Here is a 21,534-nt window from a genome sequence, read left to right on the forward strand (position 1 = left end):
CCGTGCCGGGGGCGGCATGTTGTTCACGGTGACGGCGCCATGGCCCGCTGGATCAGCTTCGCTGCGTCGCCATCGTGACTGAAGCCGGCGGCCAGCGCGGCCGGCGTGTGCAGCGCGGGGTAACGGCCGAACAGCGCTTCGATCTGCTCGTCCGGCGCGTGCATGAGCAGCTCCCGGCATCGCTCGCCGTAGCGTTGCGCCAGCGCTTCCAGCAGCTGTTCCATGCTGAGGTGAAGCACCGGCAACTGCCAGCTGCGCGAAGCAGGTGCGCCGGCGGTGCTCATGGTGGCCGCATGCAGCAGGTTGTCGACGCAGCAGGGCAGGGACATCCACCAGGCGGTGGCGTGCGCCGACACCGGGCAGGTGTAGGCTACGCCGGCCGCCAGCCGGTGCATGACAAGACTCATGAAGGCCGATCCATGTCCTGACTCCGAGGGCGGACGCGCGACTATGCCCGGCAGGCGCAGGCTGACCGCATCCAGCTCGCCGCGCCGGCTCAGGTCAGCCAGTTCGATTTCGGCCATCAGCTTGTGCGCGCCGTAGCTGATGGCGGGACGCGGCGGCTGGTCTTCGTGCACCGGTTGTCCATCCAGCGGACCGTAGACCGCGACCGAGCTGGCAAACACCAGCCGCGGCGCGCGCTGCAGCTGGCGGCCCTGGCCGGCCAGCCGGTGCGCCAGCGCCAGCGTGGCCTGCAGGTTGACCTGATAGCCCAGCGCATGTTCGCGTTCGGCCAATGATCCCGGCACGCTGGCCAGGTGGAAGACGATGTCCGCCGGCTGCTGCAAGGCCGCGTCCAGCACGGCGGGATCGCCGAACGATCCCTGAATCTGACGCATGCCGGGCGCGCAAGAGCCGGCGTCGAACGCCTGGTCGATCAGTGTCAGGCTGTGTTGCGGGTCGTCCTGCAGGCGCCGCACCAATGCGCGGCCGACGAAGCCGTTGGCGCCCGTGATCACGATGTGGCTCATGCCTTGCGCTCCAGCGGTATCACCTGCTGGTCGATCGCGCCAAACGGGCCGCTGCCGGAGCCCGGCCAGCGCGCCTCCATGCGCACCCGGTCGCCGAAGCGCATGAAACCTGTGCTGGCGGCGCCCTGGTCGATCATTTCGATCACGCGCCGCTCGGCGATGCAGGCCGAACCTGCGCCACGGCTGGCGTTGGATACGGTGCCGGTGCCGATGATGGTGCCCGGCGCCAGACGGCGCGTGCGCGCCGCGTGGGCGATCAGCTCACCGAAGCCGAAATTCATTTCGCCGCCATGCGGCTGGCCGAAGTGCATATCGTTCCAGCTCACGTCCAGCTGCAGGTGCACCCGGCCCTCGTGCCAGGTATTACCCAATTCGTCGGGCGTGACGGCCACCGGCGCAAAGCTGGTCGATGGCTTGGCCTGCAGGAATCCGAAGCCGGTGCGCATTTCGCGCGGCCCCATGGCGCGCAGGCTCCAGTCGTTCAGCTGTACCACCAGCCGCACGCGGTCCAGTGCTGCGGACGGTGTGCTGGCCATCGCCACTGCGTCAACGATGACGCCGAATTCACCTTCGAAGTCGATGCAGTCCGCCTCACTGGGCAGCGTCACGTCGTCGTGCGGACCGAGGAAGTCGTCGCTGGCGCCCTGGTACATCAGCGGGATCGTGTCCAGGTCGGGGATGGGCGGGGTGCCGAAGGCTTGCTCCATCAGCCTCGCATGGTTGAGGAAGGCGGAGCCGTCGCACCACTGCGGGCTGCGCGGCAGCGGGGCGGCGCAGCGGCGCGGATCGAAAGGCTGGCCGGCCAGCTGGCCGCTGTTGAGCGCCTCGTAGCGCTCGCGCAGCGCGGGTTCGACGCTGCTCCAGTGCTGCAGCGCGTACAACAGGGTGGGCGCGACGGCACCGGCTTCGGCGCAGCGGGCCAGGTCGCGCGAGACGATCAGCAGGCGGCCGTCCAGCGTGTGGTCTTGCAGGGTAGCGAATTTCATGGGTAGGTTCTATGGAGTGGACGGGTTCAGCGTTGTTGCAGCGCGGCGGCGAGGCCGGCTTCGTAGGTGCCGCCAATCAGCACGAACAGCATGCGGCAAGGCCGTTGCGAGCGGTTGGCCCAGGCGTGGTTGGTGCCGCGCTGGATTACCACGCTGCCGGGTCGCAGCTGCACTTCGGAGTCGTCGAGCACCAGCGTGAGTTCGCCCTCGATGACGATGCCATAGTCGATCGATTCGGTGCGGTGCATCAGCGGGTGCGGCGACGAGGCCTTGACTGTCGATGCGGCGGCGTCGCCGACCTCGCCGAAGGCATCGTGCATGCGGGCGGCGCCGTGGGCCAGGAATTCAGCAGTGTCGGGTGGTATGTCGACAAAGCGCAGCCGCGTGCCGTGCGAGGGCGGGGGCAGCACCAGCGGGCCGGTGGTCGGATCGGCGCCGTTGTCGAGCGGCGCCGGCGTGGCGGCGGTATTCCACACTTCGTGGAACACGGTGCCGGGGATGGCCGACAGTTCGACCACGCTGGGCAGCGGGCCTTCGCTGCTGACGATGGCTTTTCCGGCTGCGTCGTGGCCGGTGATGACGCGGTGGATCGGGGGGAAGGTCATATCAAAACTCCAGTATCGGTTGTCAGGACAGCACGGCGGCGCGACGGCGGCCGGCTTGGGCGAAGCAGTAGACGGCGGCCAGGCCCAGCGCCACGGCGGCGCTGCCCAGCGCGCCGTAGCCGAGGCTCTTGACCAGGGTGCCGCCCAGCACGGGCCCGATGGCGGCGCCCACCATCAGCATGGCCGGAGTGGCCGACAGCGCGCGGCCGCCGGGATCGAGTTGGGCCACCAGGCCGAAGGCGAAGGTGTGCGTGAAAATCATCACGGCGGCAAACACCGAGCCCGCGATCGCATAAGGCGCGAAGGCGGTGCTGGCGGCGATGGTCAGCGCCAGGCCAGCCTGGATCACCGGGCCGGCCAGCACCACCAGGTGCGCCGGCCAGCGCCGTTCCAGCAGCGCCGCCAGCGGCGCCGGGAACAGGTTGACGAAGCCCAGCGCGATCAGCACGCCGGTGACGGCGCCCTGGCCGAACCCGCGGTCGGCGCCTATCCGCTCGAGAAAGCTGAACATCATGGCCTGCACCAGGCCCATGCCGCCGATGCCGAGCGCCGCATACCAGACGGCCGGGCTGACACGAGCCGTGGCCGGGGGCTGGGCATCAGCGCCGCTCCACGAAGGGAAGGCCAGCGCCGCGACGACGGCGGCCACCATCATCACCGCGCTGAACACGCGGAACAGGGCCGGACCGCCCGCGCCGGCCACCAGCCCGGGCACAAGGCCCAGGAAGGCGATGGCGAATACGCCCAGCGCCATGCCGGCCAGCGCGAACATGCGGTGCGGACTGCTGCTGCGGCCCATGGTGCCATGCGTCATGCTCAGCGCGCTGCCGGCCGCCATGCCGGCCAGTGCGTGCAGCGCCGCCATCAGCATGTAGTCGGTGGTGTTGGCCGCGCCCAGGAAGGCGGCGGCGGCCAGCGTGAAGCCGCACGGCGCCACGATGCCGGCGCGCAGCCGGTGGAAGCGCGGCGCGCAAAACAGGCTGCTGGCGACGGCGCCCAGCAGGAACAGCGTGGCCAGCGCGCCGGCCCGTTGCGGGTCGTAGCCGTAGTGGGTGATCAGCGTGCCGACCCACACCGGCAGCGCGACCAGGTCCACCATGCCTGCGCAGTGCGCCACCATCAGGGCGATGCGGCCGGGCCAGCGTTCTTCTTGTCGATTGAGCTTGTCCATGGGATGCCCGTGCTCAGATCGGGGCGGCCAGGGCCATCAGGGTGTCGCCCATGATCTGTGCGTGTTCGGCCTTGTCGCCGCCGCTGATCTCGATCTCTCCCAACCGGCCCGAATTCTCCACCACCATGCGGCAGCGTTCCCAGCGCCGCTCCTCGAACTGCGTCAACGCCTGTTCCAGACCGGTGCGGCGGCCTAGTTCCTCGGCCAGCACAATGGCGTCCTCGATGCCGATGCAGGCGCCGGAGGCCATGTGCGGCGTGGTGGCGTGCACGGTGTCGCCGATCAGCACCACGCGGCCGCTGTGCCATGGCTGCTGCACCAGCAGCGATTCCAGCGGACGGTAGACGATCTGGGCGTCACTGTCGATCAGGGTGCGACAATGCTGCATCAGCGGCGCCGCGAACGGCGCCAGCAGCTCTGACAGCATGGGCGCGAACTGCTTGGGATCGATCTGGGTGTTTTCAGCGCGGTCCTCGGTGACGAACAAATACATCTGGTCGCGCGAGACCGGATTGACGCCGGTCTTGATCTTGGGACCGACCCACATCATGGCGCGTGCCACTTCGGCGGGGCGCGGCAGCACGGCGCGCCATACGCACTGGCCGCTGTAGCGTGGTTGCGGCACCTCCGGCAGCACGGCCTCGCGCACCTTGGAGTACAGGCCGTCGGCGCCGATCACCAGGTCGTAGTGGCTGGTCGTGCCGTCGGTGAAGGCGACTTCGACGCCGTCCGCCTGCTGGCGCAGCGCGGTGAAGGTGCAGCCCAGGCGGACCTTGGCGCCGCTGGCGATGGTGGCGTCGGCCAGTATCCGGGCCAGCACAGGGCGCATGATGGCGCCGCCGCCGGGGACGTCCGGGCCGGCGATGCGCGGGGTTGGCAGGGTGGCCAAGTGCTGGCCGTGCGGCAGGAACAGGTCGACGCCGTCGGAGGCCGCGCCATGCTCCATGAACTGATCGAGGATGCCCAGCGTCTTGAAGGCGCGCAGCGTGGCGCCGCCCAAGCTGATGCCGGCGCCATAGGAGCGCCAGCCCGGATCGATTTCCGCGACCTCCACGGCGAAACCGTGCTTGCGCAGCTGGATGGCAGCGGCCATGCCGGAAAAGCCGCCGCCGATGATCAGGATGTTTTGTACTGGGGATGTCATAAGTGTCTCCGTTGTTTGATTCAGATTATTGGTGTTATCGCGATCCAGTATGGGTAGCTGGAGCGTGCTTGTAAAATCGATTCTACGCATGCCTCATATCGGGCGGATCGATGGTTGCGGCGCCTGGAACAGGTGCACCAGGCCGACCAGCCGCGCCGCCTCGGTGCCCAGCGTGGTGGCGGTGTGCACCGAGGCCGCGCCCATGACCGCGTTTTTCCGGGTCATCTCGTCCAGCTGGTTCAAGACCGCGCCGATCTCCCGCAGGCTGGCGTTTTGTTCGATGGCGGCGCTGGAGATGTCGCTTACCAGGGCCGCCACGCCGTCGGTCATCGTCATCAGGACGCCGGCGGTGGCGGCCGCGTGGCCCACCTGGGCGTTGCTGGCGGCGATGCGGCTCTCCGCCTCGCGGCTCAGGTTCCCGATCTGGGTGGCTGCGCTGGCGGCGCGCTGCGCCAGGGTCCTGACCTCGGCGGCCACCACCGCGAAGCCGCGTCCATGCTCGCCCGCGCGGGCCGCCTCGACGGCGGCATTCAGCGCCAGGATATTGGTCTGGAACGCGATGCCGCCGATGATGCCGACGATGTCGTCGATCTTGCGGGTGGCCTGGCGGATGCCTTCCATGCCGACCGTGACCTGCGCCATCGCGCTGCCGCCGTCCTGCGCCTGGCGCCGGACGTCGTCGGTGCGCGTCTTCGCCAGCTGGGCGGCGTCGGCGCTGCGGGTCACCATCGCCGCCAGGTCCTGTATGGCGGCGGTGGTTTGCCGCAGGCCGGACGCGGTCTGCCCGGTGCGTTCGGACAGCTCCCGGCTGCCACGTGCGATTTGGCCGCTGGCGTCGGCGATCGAATCGGCGGAAGCCGCCAGCCCGCCGACGATCTGCCGCAGCTTGCCCTGCATGCCGCCGATCGCGCCCAGCAGTCTTCCCAGCTCGTCGGCGCGGCGCGGCTGGACCGTCGAACCCAAGTCGCCGCCTGCGATCGATTCGGCCACCCTGGTGGCCTCCGCCACCGGCGCCGTGATGTTGCGCGCAAGGCCCAGCGCCAACGGCAGGCCGGCCAGCGCCGCCAGCGCCAGCGCCGAAAGCAGCAATATGCGGGCCTCCCCGGCGCGCTGGCGGGCCCGCAGATACACTGCCTCGTTATTGTTGCCGATGCTGGTGACGATGTCGGCGATGCGCTCGCGCCATTGCAGCTCCGCGCGTTCGGTCTGCAGCAGCAAGGTGAATGCCGACTCGGCGCCCGCGCCTTGCATCACCATCTGCACCGCCCGCGCATGCACCGGGTCGATCTCGGCACGCAGCGTGCGGATGGCGGCCAGACGGCTGGACAACGTGGGAGCGGATTCGCCCGCTTGGGCCGGCATCGCGGCCAACAGCGTCTCGGTGCGGTCGTAGCGTTCCCTGGCACCACGCAGCAGGGCCAATTGGGCTGCCAGGTCCGCCGGGTCGGTCATCGGCAGCAGCGTGCGTTCCTGCATGCCCACTTCCAGCAGTGCGGTCTGCAGGCGGTGCGCCAGGTCGGCGCGGCGGGCGTCGTTTTCGACGAGGTGCAACTGATCGGACGCTCCCTGCAGGTACCACAGCGCGAGCACGGTGGTGGCGCCGAACAGCAGAACCAGTGCGCCCATGCCCAGCAAAAGGCGTGGCCGCAGGCCGATCCGCCGACATCGCAGCGGCGGCGGCAACGACAGCGGCAAAGCCCGGCGCCAGCGTAGTGGCTTCATGTGTTCTCCTGTTGATCTTCGTTGTTCCATGGCGTGCCGGCCAGATGGACCTCGCCGGTGGCGCCGACGGCCAGCGCCACCGGCGTCAGCGAACGCCCCAGGCAGGGGCCGCGCACGCAGGCGCCGCCGTCGATCTCGAACAGCGCCCCGTGCGCCGCGCAGACGATGTGGCTGCGCTCCGCATTGAGGTAGGCATGCCGGCGCCACGCCATCGGCGTGTCGCCGTAGTGCGGGCACAGGTCGCGGTAGCCGTGCAGGCGTCGGCCCTGGCGCACCACCAGCACGCTGTCCTGGCCGGAGCCCAGCGGATCGAAGCCGCGCGCCTCGCCGTCGGGAAGGTCGTCCAGGTGGCACAGCAGGATGTCGGTGGCCGACATGCCGCCGATCCTAGTGCGCGCCCGGCGGCCCGCCGGCGGCGCCGGGTGGCGGTCCGCTCGGCGCCCACTTGTCGCGTTGCTGGAACAGGAACAGCTGGGAGGCGTCGGCGCTCATCGGTACCTCGCGCGGCTGCCAGTCGGCGTCGTGCAGGTCCATGTCGGCGTCGTACTCGACGTGGCAGCCCAACGGGCTGTTGAAGTACCAGAACCAGTTGGAGCCGAACTTGTGGCGGCCCGGCCCCCAGAACGACTGGTAGCCCTTGGCGACGAAGCGGGTGCCGGCTTGCATCAATTCGGTGGGTCCGCCCAGGTGGAAGGTGAAGTGCTCCACGCCCTGCATGAACGGTGGGGTCTGGATCAGGAACAGCGTGTGGTGGTCCAGCGTGCCGGCCGGCTGCAGGAACGGCCCGGCGCCGCCCAGCCGGTCGGTGCAGCGGAAGCCGAGGCGCTCGACGTAGAACGCTTCCGCCCTGGCTGTATCGGGCACGAAATAGACCACGTGCGACAGGGTGCGTGGCTGGATCGGCGCGTGTTCGTTCACCGCCACCACGTTGGCGCCGCGCTGCGCCGGCGCGCCGGGCGCGTTGACGGTTTCCGCCGCCAGCGCGATGGCGCGGCGCATGCTCACCTGAAAGCCCAGCGCAAAGCCCATGTCGTCGGTGCTTTCGATCGAGCCGTCCGTCCGGCGGAGCACCTCGCGGTCCTTGCCCAATTCCCTGGCGATGGCGTCCAGCGTGGCGCTGTCGGCCACGCCGTAGACGGTTTTGCGCAGCATGGTGCGGGTGGGGAGCGGCGGCGGCAACGAGGCATCGTCCTGGTGGACGATGACGATGGCGGTGCCGTCCAGCGCTTCGAAACGGCCGCCGGCGGCGGTCACGCCGACTGGCGTCAGACCGTAGTCGGTCAGGTACTGGCTGCAGGCGGCGACGTCGTCGACGCCGAAAACGAGTGCATCTGGTCCAATGATATTCATGTGTGCTTCCTTTTTGGTTAGAGGGCGACCCGGCCACCCAGGGTTTCGGCGACCCAGTCGGCGATGTAGGCGCCTGCGTTGGCGGAGTTGTCGAAGCTGGAGTGCTGCACGCCGCCTTCGCGGTCGGTAAAGATCTTCAGTTCGCGTTTTGGGCTGTTGACCAGCTGTTCGTAGGTGCGCTCGGCCCAGTGGAGCGGAATCTGCGAGTCCTTGCTGCCGTGGGTGACCAGGAACGGCACCTTGATGCGCTCCACAACGCCGTCCAGATGCACGTTCTCGGCGATGCGCATGAAGTCGTCCATGTCCCTGGCGCCCCACACCCACTGCACGTGCTGCCAGTAGTGCGGCACCGGGAAGCTGCCTTCCTTCTGCAGGCGCTTCTTCTGCACGTCGCGCCAGTCGTGGTTGGCGCCCCATACCACGCCACAGGCGAAGCGCGGCTCGAACGCCACCGCGCGCGGGCAGTAGTAGCCGCCCAGCGATACACCTTCGCAGCCGATGCGCCTGGCGTCGACGTCGTCGCGCGTCTCCAGCCAGTCGACCACCTTGCTGGCCCAGACTTCGGTGTTGTAGACCGCCGCCATGCCGTGCAGGCGCAGCGCCTCGCCGGTGCCCGGCTGGTCGATGATCAGCGAGGACACGCCGCGCTGCGCCAGCCAGCGCGGCAGGCCGACGCGGTACTTCATCTCCTTGGTTGAATCGAGGCCGTTCAGCTGTAGCAGCAGCGGCGCGCGGCCTTTGACGCCCTCGGCACGCACGTACAGGCCGGAGATGTGGGCGTCGCCGTAGGGGATCTCGACCCGCTCGCAGTTCTCGCCGGTCAGCGCGATACCCTTGGCGAAAACGTCGAGGAAGCGCCGGTACAGCGCGCCCCGGCCCTCGGCGCCGTGGGCCTGCAGGCGCTCGGCGGTCAGGTAGTAGGTGGCGGCGCGGCCGTACTTGTCGCCGGCGGAGATCATGCGGCCGCGCGCCTCGTCCTCTGCCGCCAGCTCGCACAGCTTGTCGGCCATGCGCACCCAGGTGGCGCGGAAGGCTTGCGAGCCGGCGGCGTCGGGCTGCTTCGCGGCCTCCTTCAGGGGCGCGCACATTTCCTGGATCTCGCCCATCTTGGCGCCCATTTCGATGGCGAGGTTGACCGAGAGATTCCAGACATAATTGGTGGGGAAGTAGCGAAACATTAATGCTCCTTGTGGTTAAATCGGTTTGGCTGCGGGCTTGAGCAGGAAGTGGGACAGGGCCGGCACCAGGATCAGCGCGCCGAGCATATTCCACACGAACATGAAGCCGAGCAGCAGGCCCATATCGGCCTGAAACTTGATCGGGCTGGCGACCCAGGTGATGACGCCGATGGCCAGCGTGACGCCGGTCAGCATCACCACCTTGCCGGTGAAGAGCAGCGCGCGGTAGTAGGCGGCCGACAGGCTAGCGCCCTGGCGCAGCTGCGTCAGCGTGATGCTGAGGATGTACAGCGCGTAGTCGACGCCGATGCCGACGCCGAGCGCGATCACCGGCAGCGTGGCGACCTTGACGCCCATGCCGAACATGACCATCAGCGCCTCGGCCAGTACGGAGGTCAGCATCAGCGGCAGCACGGCCACCAGCACCGCGCGCCAGAAGCGGAAGGTGATAAAGCACAGCACCACCACCGCCGCGTACACCAGCAGCAGCATGCGGCGCCAGGCCTGGTGCACCACGATGTTGGTGGCCGCTTCCACGCCGGCCGATCCGGCCGCCAGCAGGAAGTGCACGTCCTTGCTGTCGTTGGCGGCGGCGAAGGCTTCGACGTGGGCCACCACCCGCGCCAGCGTGTCGGCCTTATGGTCGCGCAGGTAGGCGTACACCGTCAGCAGGTTGCAGCTGTCGTTGTACAGGCCACGTGGGGCGCCGGCGGTGACGGTGTTGAGCATGTCCTGGTTGGGCAGTAACTCATACCATTTCGGGTTACCCTCGTTGAGCCCCGCCAGCACGCGGCGGTTCAGCAGCGCCAGGCTGTTGGTGCTTTCGACGCCGTCGACCTGGCGCAGCTGCCACTCCAGCGCGTCGATCTTGTTGAGCGTATCGTATTGCGCGCACTGGCCGTCCGGGGTCTTGACCATCACCGCCAGCACGTCGCTGGAGGCGCCGTAGGCGGCCGACAGCGCGGCCACGTCGCGGTTGTAGCGGCTGTCGGCGCGCAGTTCCGGTGCGCCCGGATCAAGGTCGCCGATCTTCAGCCGGGTGCTGAGCGCATAGCCGCCCGCCGCCAGCAGCAGCGCCACGGCGATGGCGCCCGTGGCCCAGCGGCGGCCGGTGAAGCGGTCCAGCAGCGCCCACAGCGGATGGCGCGCCTGGCCCGAGGCGTCGGCCGCGTCGGCGCGCAGGCTGCGGACCGCGGCGCTGGTGCTGACGCCGGTGTAACTGAGCAGGATGGGCAGCAGGATCAGATTGGTGAAGATCAGCATGCCCACGCCCAGCGAGGCGGCCACCGCCAGTTCGCGGATGACGTCGATATCGATCGCCGACAGCACGGCGAAGCCGACGGCGTCGGCCAGCAGCGCGGTCAGGCCGGCCAGGAACAGGCGGCGGAAGGTGTAGCGGGCCGCCACCAGCTTGTGCATGCCGCGTCCCACGTCCTGCATGATGCCGTTCATCTTCTGGGCGCCATGGCTCATGCCGATCGCGAACACCAGGAACGGTACCAGGATGGAGTAGGGGTCGAGTGCGTAGCCCAGCATCGGCAGCATGCCGAGCTGCCACACCACCGCCACCAGCGAGGCCAGCACCACCAACGCGGTCGAGCGCCAGCAGCGGGTGTACCAGTAGACCATGGCTGTGGCGATGGCCACCGCGATGGCGAAGAACAGCAGCACCGCGCGCACGCCGGCGATTAGTTCGCCCACCAGCTTGGCGAAGCCGGCGATATGGATGCGCACGCCCTGTTGCTCGTACTTGGCACGCAGGGTTTCCAGCCGCTGCGCGAACTGGCCGTAGTCCAGCGCCTTGCCGTCGCTGTCGCGCGCCAGCAGCGGCACGTAGATCACGCTGGACGTGGCGTCGAAGGCGACTAGCTGGCCGATCTCGCCGGAGCGGGCGATATTGGCCTTGAGCTGCGCCAGGCTGGCGGCGCCGCCGTCGTAGCCGTCCGGGATCACCGGACCGCCTTCGAGGCCGTCCTCGGTCACGCCGACCCAGCGCGTCCCCGGCGTCCACAGGGACTTCATCTGATTGCGTGCCACGCCGGGCAGCAGGAACACTTCCTCGCTCAGCTTGCGCAGGGTGTCGAGATAGGCCGGGTCGTAGATGCTGCCGCGGGGGTTATCGACCGCGATGCGCACCGCGTTGCCCAGTCCCGTCAATTCGGCCTGGTAGCTCAGGTAGTTCTGGATGTAAGGGTGGTGCGCCGGGATGGTCTTTTCGAAGCTGGCGTTGATGGTCAGCCGCGTGGCCTGCCAGCCCAGCAAGGCCGTGACCAGCGCGCAGGCCAGCATCACCAGCAGGCGGTTGTTGAACAGCAGCCGTTCGACGATGGAGCCGGAGGCGCGGTCGAATTGCACCGGATGTTCGGACATATTCATTGCGCGCCTCCCTTGGCTGGCATGGCGCCCTGGATGGTCAGCGCGAGCAGGTCGCCGTTATGCAGATCCAGCACACCGTTCAGTGGCGGCAGCACCGCGCCGGGGATGGGCGCCAGCGCCTGTCCCTGCATGGCCAGCAACTGGCCGGCCTGGTTGGCGAACACCAGCGAGCCATCGGCACGGACGGCCGACGCGGTGATCGACGCCGGCACCGGGTTGGCCAGTTGCTTCCAGCTGCGGCCGTTGTCGGCGGAACGCCAGGCGTTGCCGCGCAGGCCCGCGAGCACAAGTTCTCCGCCCGCCGGCAGTTCGGCGGTGAAGAAGCTGCCGTGGTAGGGCGGTTCCAGGCGCCGGAAGCTGCGGCCGCCGTCGCCGGACAGCAGCGCCAGTCCGCGCTCGCCGCCGATCAGGATGGTGTCGTCGTGGCGGCGCACGGTGTTCAGGTGCAGGCCCTTGGGATTATCGAAGCGCTCCATCCATGAGGTCCAGGTGCGGCCGCCGTCCGCGCTGGCGAAGGCCAGGCCGTAGGCGCCCACCGCCAGCATGCGGCCGCCGTCCAGCAGGCAGACGTCCAGCAGCGGCTTGTCGGCGTCGTCGGCCACCAGACGTTCGGCCTCGCGGATGGCGGCATCGTCGTTGCGGGCCCTGGCCGCTGTCAGCGCCAGCGCCGCCGCGCGCCGGCCGTCCAGCGTCAATTGCCAGTGCTCGCCGCCGTCGGCGGTCACCAGCACCACGCCGGCATGGCCGACCGCCACGCCGTTGCGGGCATCGGCGAAGCGCACCGCCGTCAGCGTAACGCTGACCGGCCCGGCGGCCTGGCGCCAGTGCTTGCCCTGGTCGTCGCTGAGCATGACGATGCCGCGCTCACCCACCGTGACGACGCGCGTGCCGGCAAGGGCGGCGCCCAGCATCACCGACTGCGCCGGGTTGCGCGCCGCCACGGCGGGCCGCAGCCGGGCCGCCGTGACTGGGCTGTGTACTTCTTCCGCCACGCCGTCGCCGGCCAGCGCGCAGGACGGCGAGGCGCCCAGCGCCACTGCGGCGAACCATGCACACTCGATCAGGAACCGTTTGGCGGACATCAGCGCGCACCTTCGCCGCTCATGGCGTCCGGTGTGAACAGGCTGTCCTGGTAGCGCGGCTTGACGATGTATTGCGCCGGCTGTGAGCTGTACAGGTCACCCACGAAGGCGGTGCCGGAGACCAGGTCGGTGAAGCCGAAGGCGCCGATCACGGTGCCCGGCAGGTCCGGCGCGACGAAGGTTTGCGACCACAGGGTCTTCCACAGCTGGCCGTTGGCGTCCCAGCGGTCGCCCAGCACGCAGTTCCAGGTGTCCTCGTCGCAGTAGTAGCGGCTCTTTGGCGCCTGGTGGCGCTGGCCGGCGCGCAGCGTGGCCTCGACCACCCACACGCGGTGCCGTTCCCAGCGCACGTAGTCGGGGTTGAGGAAGCTCTTGCCCAGCACGTCGGCGTCGCTCTTCGCCTGCAGCAGCTTGTTGCCGTTATAGGGGATCAGCATTTCGTGCTTGCCCAGCAGCTTCCAGTCGAAACGGTCGGTGCGGCCGGTCCAGGTGGACAGTTCGTCAAAGCTCATCACACCGGCGGTGGCCGGGGTGGGCGTGTCGCAGCATGGATTGGGCAGTTTGCGCACGCGGCGCTGGCCGGTCAGGTAGACCCACGCCTGGTCCTTGCTCGGATCGAGGTTGGTGCGGCCGACGATGGCCTCGCCGGCGCGGATGGGTGGGCCTGAGTTAATCAGGCGCAGAAGCCAGAATTCGTTGGCCTTGCTGAACTGCTCCGGTGTCCCTTCCTGGAAGTAGTAGGGCATCTGTATGTCGGCGGTGCCGCTGGTGGTCAGCACTGCCTTGCCGTCGGTGGTCAGCTGGTATTGGGCGAGCGGGATCTGCAGCGACACGCCGCGCCAGCGCAGCTGGTGGTTCCACATCACCTCGGCGCCGGTCTTGGGAATCGGGAAGGGCACGCCGCCGAAGGCGCCGGTGACCACATCGCCGGCCAGCTTGGCGCGGGTGGCGTTCTTGAAGGTGTTTTCATACACCCATTGCGGCGCTGCTGCGGTGCGGTGGGTGGCGTAGATGTCGAGCCGGTAGTCGGGATATTTTTTCAGCATGGCCTTGGTGCCGTCGGTCAGCAGGGCCGCATACTGGTCGGCGTTCTTCGCGGTGACCACGAATAGGGGCTTCTCGTCCTTGAACGGATCGCCACGGCGGCCGCCGGCCTTGTCGCCGGCGATGGGCGTGGTGTAGCCGCCGGTCCAGGCGGGGATGCTGCCGTCCTTGTTGCCGGCCTTTTCGCCGCCCAGCGGCGTCAGGTCGGATTTCAACCTGGCCGCTTCCTCGGCGGTGACGGCGGCGGCGGGTAGCGCGGCGCTGAGCGCGGCCAGCGCCGCCAGCGCGAATATCGTGCGTGGGTGTTTCATAAGGTCTCCTGTGGTTTTTTTAGAAGGTGCGGCGCAGCGACAGCGCCAGATAATCGCGGTCGGCCAGCGCGTTGCCGCTGCCGTAGACGGCGGCGCCGTTGGTCAGCAGCGGGCGGTAGTTGACGAAGGGTTCTGCCTTGCCCAGATATTGGTTGTAGCTGATCGAGAACTGCCACACACCGCGGTAGGTGCCGTCCACTCCCAGCGTGGCGGTGCCGCTATGCTTGGCGCCCCAACCCAGGCCTGTGACCGAGGAGTTTCCGTCGACCGCGTAGCGCAGGCCCACAGGCACGTTCAGGTCCATGCCAGCCATCACCTGGCGGTAGCTCGGCGTGTAGATCACTTGCAGCGCGGTGGCGTCGCGCGTGCGCACCCCGTCCAGTGTGTGGTTGGGGTCATCTTTGGACAGCGCGCGGTTCCAGGCCAGTTCGCCGACCAGCGACGACTCGCGCGCCAGCCAGTTGGGACTCAGGTTACTAATCCACGACAGGTTGACGTGCGCGGTGCGGCCGGTGGCATAGCCGGGTTCCGGCTGCACGTTTGGATAGACCACGTTCTGGTTCGTCAGCGGCATGTTGTTGCGGACCGACGCTTCCAGCGCCAGGCTGGTGTTGCCGATCGCATGGGTGGCACTGGCGCCGACCGTGGTGATGGCCTCGGGGAAGATGTAGTACCAGCTGCCCGGCGCGGCGCCGGTGACGTTCAGCCGCGAGTAGAACTGGCCGGACTTGTCGTGATAGCGGGCGGCGTAGAATCCCAGGTCGGTTTCATCGAGCCGCCATTTGAGCTGGGCGCCGAACTGGCCGCGGTTGGACGGGCGCCGGTCGGCGCCCGGCGTCAGCACGCTGCCGTTGATAATCTCCGGCAGCGTCGAACCGCCCCAGATATTGTTGGAGGTGTTGAAGTAGCTGCCGGCCGGCGCCATGCGGTCGGCCTGCCAGCGGAACTGGTAGTAGGCACCCAGCGCCAGGTCCGGGCTCAGTTGCAGCTGGCCGGACACCTGGGGCACCGGCCGGATGATCTCCTTGAACTGGGCGTTGGGCGAGGACTGCAGCTTCATCACGTCGGTCGGACCCTGCGCGCGGGCGATGCCGTTATCGCCGAAGAACAGCGTTTCGCCATACACCAGCGCGTGCTGGCCCAGGCGCACGCTCAGCTTGTGGCCGGGGCTCAGCTCCCAGCCGCCGAAGACGAAGGCGTCCAGCACCTCGGCCTTGCGGCCGGCCAGCTTGCGGGTGGCGCCGGGCATGGCGTTGTAGGGCGTCTGGCCGTTGCCGGCGTCGGCGGCGCCGGTGCTGCCGTCGTAGGCCTGGTCGTACCACGCGGCCACGCTGAGGCGCATGCCATAGGCCTTGCGGTAGACCGCGTCGAATTCGCTGAGCAGGTCGACACGCTTGGAGACCCAGCCCTGGTTGCGGAAGTTGTCGTCGCCCGCGTTGAAGTTCAGCGCCTGCGGGAAGGCCGATGCCGGCACGCCGGGCACCAGCTGCCGGGTGCTCCCAACCAGCAGTGGGTCGGCGTCGTGCAGGCGATACAGCGCGCTGGCCTTGACGGTGTTGTCGAAGCGGAGGCTCCAATCGGGGTTGGCCAGTTCGATCTCGCTGGCGTGTCCTGCGCCGGCGGCCAGGGCGGCCGCCAGCACGGTCAGTGATTTGTTCATCTGCGTCTCCATCGATGTTTTTTTGTTTGGAGCCCCCAGTGTGCCGATGCCGGCTATATGTGTAAAATTGATTGTGTGCATTCAATGTATCGATATCATGGATACATAAAAAACAGGAGGGGACCGTATGCGTTTCAACAAGCTGGATTTGAATCTGCTGGTGGCGCTGGACGCCATGTTCACGCTGCGCAGCGTGAGCCGCGCGGCCGAGCAGCTGCACATGAGCCAATCGGCGTTAAGCAGTTCGCTGGCGCGCCTGCGCGACTATTTCGACGACGAGCTGCTGGTGCAGGTGGGGCGGCAAATGGAACTGACGCCGCGCGCGGAAGTGCTGCAGGAAGCGGTGCGCGACGTGCTGGTGCGGGTCAACACCACCATCACGGCCACGCCGCACTTCGACCCCACGCAATCGGACCGCGAGTTCCGCATCTTCGTGTCGGACTTTTCGATGGCGGTGCTGATGCCGCACGCGCTGGCGCTGGCGCAGGAACAATCGAGCACGGTGCGCTTCCACCTGCTGCCGCAGACGCGCCAGCCGCAGCGCACCCTGGAGCAGGGCGACGCCGACCTGCTGGTGATCCCGCGCGATTATTGCTCGCCTGATCATCCGACCGAGCCGCTGTTCGAGGAGCAGTTCTGCTGCGTGGTGTGGGACCGCAGCCGCTACGCGCAGGCCGGCGAGATGACGCTGGACGCCTACAAGGCCGCCGGCCCGTGGTGATGCAGCCGCCGGGGATGGACCGCACCTTCGAATACCTGTTCATGGAGGGCACCGGCATCACGCGCCGGGTCGAGGTGACGTCGTTCAGCTTCCTGGCGGCGCCTTATCTGGTGGTGGGCACCGAGCGGGTCGCCACCGTGCACCGCCGGCTGGCGGGCGTGGTGAGCCGGGGCCTGCCGCTGGCGATGCTGCCGATGCCGATGCAGATGAAGCGCATGGAGCAGGTCATGCAGTGGCACAAATACCGCACCCAGGACCCGGGCCTGGTGTGGCTGCGCCAGTTGCTGCAGCAGGCGGTGTGCCGCATGGACGCCGAGGGCGGCGGCGCCTAGGCGGCCGGCTCCGGAAGCGGCCGGTCGTAGATCGGCACCTCGGTCGCGTAAAGGAAGAACGACTGTTCCGGGACATAGAAGCGCGTGACCGGATCGGCGTTGTACGCGAGCAGAGCGCTTTCGTACGCGCGGAAGGCGCCGATGGCATGGACATCGTCGAAATACAGGCTGCCGACGCCTTCGTAAATGGGCACGCCCTTGCCGCCGAAGTAGGCCAGCATGGCGTTGAACTCGGGCAGCTGGCGGTTGTGCACACAGCGGCGCAGCGCCGCCGCGGCGGCGGGCGCGGCTTCCAGCGCGTAAGCATGCGCGCGGCTCCAGCGCTCGAAGAACTCCGTGAGCGGCAAGCCCTCGGCGGCGCGCAGGTAGTGCAGCACCTTGGCCCCGCCGAACCTGCCCGGACGGGCCACCGGCTGTTCGACTTCCACGGTCACCATGCTCAGGGCCACGCTGGTGTCGCTGAAATTGGCGCCGTCCGGGCCGACCCTGGTGCGCACGTGTTCATGGCCGAAGGTGGCGCTCATGTCCGCCGCGCTGTCCCAGTAGAGTTCCGTCACCGAATCGCGCGCGGCCACCATGGTATGGGCCGGTTCTGCCGCGCTGCCGAAGGCGGAATCGAATACATGGTTCTGGACGTAGCGCCTCATCGCCACCGGATTTTCACGGGCTATGGCGCCGTGCACGTGCTGCACGTAGGCGAGGTATTCGGCATGCGTCATGCCCGGGCGCCGGCAGATGGCCGCTAACATCTTGATCATGGTCGTCTCTTCAAAAAGGGAATCGGAGCGCCGATGGTACGCCCTGGTGCGCGCCTGCGGCCAGCGGCGCGGCGCGAAACCAGCTATGCGCCCAATGGATAGCGCGCCGCGACGCGGTATCGAAGCGGTGGATGGGCGGGATCGACAGAAGTGATTGTACAAGGGCGGTGCTCAGCGCTTAGCATGGCCTCTCCCATCATCGAAAGGAAACCCATGCCGCGCCGTTTTGTCGATCTGTCGATCTATCTGGAAAACGAAGTACTGTCCGACCCGCCCATCCTGGCGCCCAGGATCGAGTATCAGAACCACAAGGAGACGCTGGGCGAATTCATGCACCTGCTGCCCGGCACCAAGGCGGGCGACTTCCCCGACGGCGAGGCGGCGGCCGCTGAATGGGTGCGCCTGACGACCCACAGCGGCACCCATCTGGACGCGCCTTACCACTTTCATTCGACCATGAACCGCAAGCTGGGCGAGGCAGAGCGCTCAATCACGATTGACGAGGTGCCGCTGGAATGGTGCTTCCAGCCGGGCGTGAAACTGGACTTCCGCCACCTGCCGGACGGACATGTGGTCACGGCGGTGGAAGTGGAGGCGGAGCTGGCGCGTATCGGCCACACGCTGCAGCCGCTGGAAATCGTGGTGGTCAACACCCGCGCCGGCGAGCGCTATGGCCAGCCGGACTACGTCAACGCCGGCTGCGGCATGGGCTACGAGGCCACCATGTACCTGTTGGAGCGTGGCGTGCGCCTGACCGGTACCGACGCCTGGAGCTGGGATGCGCCGTTCAGCTTCACCGCGAAGAAGATCCAGGAGACCGGCAACGTGGACCTGATCTGGGAAGGCCACAAGGCTGGCCGCGACATCGGCTACTGTCATCTGGAGAAGATGCACAACCTGGAGTCGCTGCCGCCGACCGGCTTCACCATCAGCTGCTTCCCGCACAAGATCCGCGCCGCCTCCGCCGGCTGGACCCGCGCGGTGGCGATCTTCGACTGACCGCAGGGGATGGCGGCGGTGCAATCGATACTCGATCCGAAGTGGAGCGTCTTCATGCGGATCGTGGTTGCCGGCAGCGTCACCCGGGCCGCGCTGGCGCTGGACTGTCCGCAGTCCGTCGTCAGCCGCCAGCTGGCGCAACTGGAGCAGCAATGCGGCGCGCGCCTGTTCCGGCGCACCGGCCGTGGCGTGGTGCTGACCGATTTCGGCCAGCAGATGCACGGCCGGGTCCAGGCCCTGATGCGGCTGGCCGACGATTTGCAGGACGAGATAGGCAGCTCGGCCGGCGTGCCGTCTGGCGAGGTTCATGTCGGGCTGCTGCCTTCCACCGTGGGCACGATGGCGCGGCCGATTTTCGCCGAAGTGCGCCGGCTGCTGCCGCGCGTGCGGCTGCACCTGGTCGAGGGCTCCAGCGCCGAACTGGAGGAATGGTTGGCGCTGGGCCGCCTGGACCTGGCCATGCTGCTGCGCGACGGCGGCCAGCCCAACGGCGACGAGCCGGTGCTGGCGCGCATGGCGCTATGCCTGCTTGGCCCGGCCGGCGACGCTGTCGCGGAGCGCGTCTCGGTCACGCTGGACGAGGTGCTCGCGCTGCCCCTGATCCTGCCCGGCGCGCCCCACGTGCTGCGCTCGCAGCTGGAAAAGCTGGCCAGCCAGCGCGGCACGCTGCTGCAACTGGCGATCGAGGCGGACACCGTCGGCCTGCAGATCGAACTGGCGGCGGCCGGCGCGGGCTATGCGGTGATCGCCGCCGTGTCGGCCCCTGGCCAGATACGCCGCGGCGAGTTGAGCGCGGCGCCCATCGTCGCGCCGCAATTACTGCGCACCGTCGTGCTGGGGACCACCGCACACCGCGCCCACACGCTGGCGACCCGCCGCGTTTCGGAGCTGATGCGGTCGATCGCGGCCGAGCGCTTGCCGGCACCGTAGTTCCGCTCCGCATGCCGGTATAGCGGTTTGTGGAAATCTGCTTTGAATTTACCCCCGTATCCCCGCGCGTGCAGGCTGCCTACACTGGCTGTCATCGCAAACCGGAGATACCTGCATGGCACACCAAGCACACCACGAAGCGGCTGAAACGCTTCCCCCAACCCTGTTCCTGACCGACGCCGACGTCGGCGCCGCCTCCGACTGGGCCGCCGCTGCCGGCGCCCTGCGCGCCGCCTACCGCGCGCCGCACGACGAGGCCATGGTGCCGCCGCGCGCCATGGCGCGCGCCGACGGCCGCTGGCTGCGCACACTCAGCGCAGCGTCCCCCAGCGGCGGCCACATGGGCGCCAAGCTGATTTGCGCTTCCACCCGCAACCGCAAGGCCAGCTATCTGGTGGCGCTGTTCGAGCACGAAGGCTGCGGCCTGCGCGCGCTCATCGACGGCAACCGGGTTACCGCGCTGCGCACCGCCGCCACGTCGGCGGTGGCGATCGACGCGCTGGCGCCGCAACGCCCGCTGAAGGTGGCGTTGCTCGGTTCCGGTTTCGAGGCGCACGGCCAGTTGCACGCGCTGGCGGCGCTGCGCTGGATCGAATCGGTCAAGGTGTACAGCCCGACCCCGGCCAACCGACAACGCTTTGCCGACGACTGCGGGCGCGCGCTGGCGCTGCCGGTGCTGGCGCAGGATAGCGCGCGCGAGGCGGTGCGCGGCGCCGACGTGGTCATCTGCGCGGCGCGTTCGCGGGATGAATCGCCGACGCTGCTGGGAGAGTGGCTGGAGCCGGGCATGACGGTAGTGTCGATCGGCTCGACGCTGCCGGAACAGCGCGAGGTCGACACCGGGGTGATACGGCGCGCCGGCGTGATCGTGGCCGACATGGTGCACGAGGTCGCGGACGATACCGGCGACATGCTGGCGGCCACGCGCGAGCAGGTGCCATTCAGGGAAAAAATGCGCTCGCTGGCCGAGCTGCTGCGCGCGCCGCAAACGCTACGCGTGGACGGCGACATCGCGCTCTACAAATCGGTGGGATCGGCGCTGCAAGACGTGGTGGTGGCCGAGATGCTGCTGGAACGCGCGCTGCAGCTGGGACTAGGCACGCCGTTGCCGGTGACGATCGCACCGGTCGGGAAATAACAACTGCTTACTCAACTTGATAAGGACTGCCATGGCACACTATAAAAAACAGGACGCGCGCGCTTGGGCCCGCGAACATCTGCGGGGCGTATGCTCGGTCACCATACCGACGGTGACAGCGGACCACAAACAGCTCAACGAAAAGGCGATCCGCCACGACATCGAACTGGCGGCGCGGTATGGCTACAGCTATACGCTGCTGTGCTCCGAGGTGGCCATCACCATCGAGGAAAACGCCCGGTTCACCGCCTGGGCCAGGGAAAGCGCCGCCGGGCGCATGGGCCTTTTCTTCCATGCCGCCTTCGGCACGCTGCAGGAAAATATCGCGGCGGTCAAGCTGGCCGAGAAGGCCGGGGCCGACCTGGTGCTGCTGTCCTACCCGGCCCAGTTCTGGCCGACCACGGAGCAGGAAATCTATGACTACACCAAGGCCTTCTGCGACGCCACCGAGCTGGGTGTGATGCTGTTCCCGATTCCGCTGTGGGGCTTCGAGCGCATCCACCCGGCCGGCATGTCGACCGCGCTGGTGCGCCGCCTGCTTGATGATATTCCCAACATCGTGGCGATCAAGTCGGAGCAGGGCTTCCCGCTGGTCGCCGGCCTGTGCGAGATGTGGCACCACTTCCGCGACGAAGTCGTCATCAGCTGCCCGATCGAGGGCGACGCCATTCCCCTGATGAACGTGATGCCGCTGCAGTTTTCCGGCACCAGCAATACCCAGTGGATGGGCGACTATTATCCGCGCGCCTTCGAGCTGGCGCGGGCCGGACGGTATGAGGAGGCGATGGCGCTGTACTGGCAGTTCCAGCCGGCCCGCCTGGCCAACGGCGCGGCGGCCGCCAGCTACGCGGGTGGCACCGGGGTGCTGAACCGTTCGATGTGGAAGTACCAGGACTGGCTGGCGGGCTTCAATGGCGGGCCGCTGCGCGCGCCGGCGATGCGGGTCCCGGACCGCATCATGAAGTCCCTGCGCGGCGGCATGGCGGCATCCGGCATGCGTCCGACGCCCGATGACGACAGCCAGTATCTGGTCGGCCGCCATCCGGCCTAACCTTG

Annotated in this window: 20 protein-coding genes; 6 read left to right on the plus strand and 14 right to left on the minus strand. The window is 68.3% G+C overall.

Features of this window, described 5'->3' with window-relative positions:
- Positions 1–23 precede the first annotated feature (23 nt).
- The 13 genes from ACEN9O_RS22550 to ACEN9O_RS22610 all read right to left on the minus strand — a co-directional run bounded on the left by ACEN9O_RS22550 (position 24) and on the right by ACEN9O_RS22610 (position 15,600).
- Positions 24–971 (minus strand): NAD-dependent epimerase/dehydratase family protein, encoded by a 948-nt coding sequence (locus ACEN9O_RS22550; RefSeq protein ID WP_495614040.1) that lies wholly within the window; start codon positions 969–971, stop codon positions 24–26.
- Positions 968–1,957 (minus strand): fumarylacetoacetate hydrolase family protein, encoded by a 990-nt coding sequence (locus tag ACEN9O_RS22555; protein WP_495614041.1) that lies wholly within the window; start codon positions 1,955–1,957, stop codon positions 968–970. Before ACEN9O_RS22555 ends, ACEN9O_RS22550 begins: the two co-directional genes overlap by 4 nt.
- A gap of 26 nt (positions 1,958–1,983) precedes the next feature.
- Positions 1,984–2,562: a cupin domain-containing protein gene (locus tag ACEN9O_RS22560; RefSeq protein WP_495614042.1), complete on the minus strand. Its 579-nt coding sequence runs from the start codon at positions 2,560–2,562 to the stop codon at positions 1,984–1,986.
- Positions 2,563–2,584: 22 nt separating this feature from the next.
- Positions 2,585–3,733 carry an MFS transporter gene (locus ACEN9O_RS22565; RefSeq protein ID WP_495614043.1) on the minus strand — a complete coding sequence of 383 codons (1,149 nt, stop codon included), beginning with the start codon at positions 3,731–3,733 and terminating at the stop codon, positions 2,585–2,587.
- A gap of 13 nt (positions 3,734–3,746) precedes the next feature.
- Positions 3,747–4,877 carry an FAD-dependent oxidoreductase gene (locus ACEN9O_RS22570; RefSeq protein ID WP_495614044.1) on the minus strand — a complete coding sequence of 377 codons (1,131 nt, stop codon included), beginning with the start codon at positions 4,875–4,877 and terminating at the stop codon, positions 3,747–3,749.
- Positions 4,878–4,970: 93 nt separating this feature from the next.
- Positions 4,971–6,599 carry a methyl-accepting chemotaxis protein gene (locus ACEN9O_RS22575; RefSeq protein WP_495614045.1) on the minus strand — a complete coding sequence of 543 codons (1,629 nt, stop codon included), beginning with the start codon at positions 6,597–6,599 and terminating at the stop codon, positions 4,971–4,973.
- Positions 6,596–6,976, minus strand: a complete 381-nt coding sequence (locus tag ACEN9O_RS22580; protein ID WP_495614046.1) for a Rieske (2Fe-2S) protein — start codon at positions 6,974–6,976, stop codon at positions 6,596–6,598. Before ACEN9O_RS22580 ends, ACEN9O_RS22575 begins: the two co-directional genes overlap by 4 nt.
- Before the next feature lie 10 nt (positions 6,977–6,986).
- On the minus strand, positions 6,987–7,949 hold the full coding sequence (locus ACEN9O_RS22585) for a VOC family protein (protein ID WP_495614047.1): 963 nt from the start codon (positions 7,947–7,949) through the stop codon (positions 6,987–6,989).
- 17 nt (positions 7,950–7,966) lie between these two features.
- Positions 7,967–9,127, minus strand: a complete 1,161-nt coding sequence (locus ACEN9O_RS22590) for an alpha/beta hydrolase family protein (protein ID WP_495614048.1) — start codon at positions 9,125–9,127, stop codon at positions 7,967–7,969.
- Between the two features lie 15 nt (positions 9,128–9,142).
- On the minus strand, positions 9,143–11,497 hold the full coding sequence (locus tag ACEN9O_RS22595) for an efflux RND transporter permease subunit (protein WP_495618521.1): 2,355 nt from the start codon (positions 11,495–11,497) through the stop codon (positions 9,143–9,145).
- 2 nt (positions 11,498–11,499) lie between these two features.
- Positions 11,500–12,585, minus strand: coding sequence for a WD40/YVTN/BNR-like repeat-containing protein (locus ACEN9O_RS22600; RefSeq protein ID WP_495614049.1), 1,086 nt, complete (start codon positions 12,583–12,585; stop codon positions 11,500–11,502).
- On the minus strand, positions 12,585–13,940 hold the full coding sequence (locus ACEN9O_RS22605) for a DUF1329 domain-containing protein (protein WP_495614050.1): 1,356 nt from the start codon (positions 13,938–13,940) through the stop codon (positions 12,585–12,587). The genes ACEN9O_RS22600 and ACEN9O_RS22605 overlap by 1 nt, the downstream gene beginning before the upstream one ends.
- Before the next feature lie 19 nt (positions 13,941–13,959).
- A complete protein-coding gene (locus ACEN9O_RS22610) occupies positions 13,960–15,600 on the minus strand; it encodes a DUF1302 domain-containing protein (RefSeq protein WP_495614051.1) in 1,641 nt (546 codons plus the stop codon).
- A gap of 127 nt (positions 15,601–15,727) precedes the next feature.
- Here ACEN9O_RS22610 and ACEN9O_RS22615 point away from each other — a divergent pair, with 127 nt between their 5' ends.
- Positions 15,728–16,321, plus strand: coding sequence for a LysR family transcriptional regulator (locus tag ACEN9O_RS22615; RefSeq protein WP_495614052.1), 594 nt, complete (start codon positions 15,728–15,730; stop codon positions 16,319–16,321).
- Positions 16,322–16,335: 14 nt separating this feature from the next.
- Positions 16,336–16,653, plus strand: a complete 318-nt coding sequence (locus ACEN9O_RS22620) for a type 2 periplasmic-binding domain-containing protein (protein ID WP_495614053.1) — start codon at positions 16,336–16,338, stop codon at positions 16,651–16,653.
- On the opposite strand, the gene ACEN9O_RS22625 is transcribed toward ACEN9O_RS22620, so the two are convergent.
- Positions 16,650–17,411 carry an EthD domain-containing protein gene (locus ACEN9O_RS22625; protein WP_495614054.1) on the minus strand — a complete coding sequence of 254 codons (762 nt, stop codon included), beginning with the start codon at positions 17,409–17,411 and terminating at the stop codon, positions 16,650–16,652. The two genes, ACEN9O_RS22620 and ACEN9O_RS22625, sit on opposite strands and share 4 nt — an antisense overlap.
- Before the next feature lie 213 nt (positions 17,412–17,624).
- Here ACEN9O_RS22625 and ACEN9O_RS22630 point away from each other — a divergent pair, with 213 nt between their 5' ends.
- From ACEN9O_RS22630 to ACEN9O_RS22645, 4 genes are all read left to right on the plus strand, one after another.
- The gene (locus tag ACEN9O_RS22630; protein ID WP_495614055.1) at positions 17,625–18,410 is read left to right on the plus strand and encodes a cyclase family protein; all 786 of its coding nucleotides are present in this window, start codon (positions 17,625–17,627) and stop codon (positions 18,408–18,410) included.
- 9 nt (positions 18,411–18,419) lie between these two features.
- Positions 18,420–19,340 carry a LysR family transcriptional regulator gene (locus ACEN9O_RS22635; protein ID WP_495614056.1) on the plus strand — a complete coding sequence of 307 codons (921 nt, stop codon included), beginning with the start codon at positions 18,420–18,422 and terminating at the stop codon, positions 19,338–19,340.
- Positions 19,341–19,455: 115 nt separating this feature from the next.
- Positions 19,456–20,478 (plus strand): ornithine cyclodeaminase family protein, encoded by a 1,023-nt coding sequence (locus tag ACEN9O_RS22640; RefSeq protein ID WP_495614057.1) that lies wholly within the window; start codon positions 19,456–19,458, stop codon positions 20,476–20,478.
- A 31-nt stretch (positions 20,479–20,509) separates the two neighbouring features.
- Complete coding sequence (locus ACEN9O_RS22645; RefSeq protein WP_495614058.1) at positions 20,510–21,529, plus strand: dihydrodipicolinate synthase family protein; 1,020 nt, start codon at positions 20,510–20,512, stop codon at positions 21,527–21,529.
- The last annotated feature ends 5 nt before the right edge of the window (positions 21,530–21,534 follow it).

It is taken from the genome of Duganella sp. Dugasp78 (assembly GCF_059491455.1).

What these genes read in the sequence shown, in the direction of transcription:
- ACEN9O_RS22550 (WP_495614040.1), bottom strand. Translation starts at nt 971, where the DNA reads ATGAGCCACATCGTGATCACGGGCGCCAACGGCTTCGTCGGCCGCGCA.
- ACEN9O_RS22555 (WP_495614041.1), bottom strand. Translation starts at nt 1,957, where the DNA reads ATGAAATTCGCTACCCTGCAAGACCACACGCTGGACGGCCGCCTGCTG.
- ACEN9O_RS22560 (WP_495614042.1), bottom strand. Translation starts at nt 2,562, where the DNA reads ATGACCTTCCCCCCGATCCACCGCGTCATCACCGGCCACGACGCAGCC.
- ACEN9O_RS22565 (WP_495614043.1), bottom strand. Translation starts at nt 3,733, where the DNA reads ATGGACAAGCTCAATCGACAAGAAGAACGCTGGCCCGGCCGCATCGCC.
- ACEN9O_RS22570 (WP_495614044.1), bottom strand. Translation starts at nt 4,877, where the DNA reads ATGACATCCCCAGTACAAAACATCCTGATCATCGGCGGCGGCTTTTCC.
- ACEN9O_RS22575 (WP_495614045.1), bottom strand. Translation starts at nt 6,599, where the DNA reads ATGAAGCCACTACGCTGGCGCCGGGCTTTGCCGCTGTCGTTGCCGCCG.
- ACEN9O_RS22580 (WP_495614046.1), bottom strand. Translation starts at nt 6,976, where the DNA reads ATGTCGGCCACCGACATCCTGCTGTGCCACCTGGACGACCTTCCCGAC.
- ACEN9O_RS22585 (WP_495614047.1), bottom strand. Translation starts at nt 7,949, where the DNA reads ATGAATATCATTGGACCAGATGCACTCGTTTTCGGCGTCGACGACGTC.
- ACEN9O_RS22590 (WP_495614048.1), bottom strand. Translation starts at nt 9,127, where the DNA reads ATGTTTCGCTACTTCCCCACCAATTATGTCTGGAATCTCTCGGTCAAC.
- ACEN9O_RS22595 (WP_495618521.1), bottom strand. Translation starts at nt 11,497, where the DNA reads ATGTCCGAACATCCGGTGCAATTCGACCGCGCCTCCGGCTCCATCGTC.
- ACEN9O_RS22600 (WP_495614049.1), bottom strand. Translation starts at nt 12,585, where the DNA reads ATGTCCGCCAAACGGTTCCTGATCGAGTGTGCATGGTTCGCCGCAGTG.
- ACEN9O_RS22605 (WP_495614050.1), bottom strand. Translation starts at nt 13,940, where the DNA reads ATGAAACACCCACGCACGATATTCGCGCTGGCGGCGCTGGCCGCGCTC.
- ACEN9O_RS22610 (WP_495614051.1), bottom strand. Translation starts at nt 15,600, where the DNA reads ATGAACAAATCACTGACCGTGCTGGCGGCCGCCCTGGCCGCCGGCGCA.
- ACEN9O_RS22615 (WP_495614052.1), top strand. Translation starts at nt 15,728, where the DNA reads ATGCGTTTCAACAAGCTGGATTTGAATCTGCTGGTGGCGCTGGACGCC.
- ACEN9O_RS22620 (WP_495614053.1), top strand. Translation starts at nt 16,336, where the DNA reads ATGGACCGCACCTTCGAATACCTGTTCATGGAGGGCACCGGCATCACG.
- ACEN9O_RS22625 (WP_495614054.1), bottom strand. Translation starts at nt 17,411, where the DNA reads ATGATCAAGATGTTAGCGGCCATCTGCCGGCGCCCGGGCATGACGCAT.
- ACEN9O_RS22630 (WP_495614055.1), top strand. Translation starts at nt 17,625, where the DNA reads ATGCCGCGCCGTTTTGTCGATCTGTCGATCTATCTGGAAAACGAAGTA.
- ACEN9O_RS22635 (WP_495614056.1), top strand. Translation starts at nt 18,420, where the DNA reads ATGGCGGCGGTGCAATCGATACTCGATCCGAAGTGGAGCGTCTTCATG.
- ACEN9O_RS22640 (WP_495614057.1), top strand. Translation starts at nt 19,456, where the DNA reads ATGGCACACCAAGCACACCACGAAGCGGCTGAAACGCTTCCCCCAACC.
- ACEN9O_RS22645 (WP_495614058.1), top strand. Translation starts at nt 20,510, where the DNA reads ATGGCACACTATAAAAAACAGGACGCGCGCGCTTGGGCCCGCGAACAT.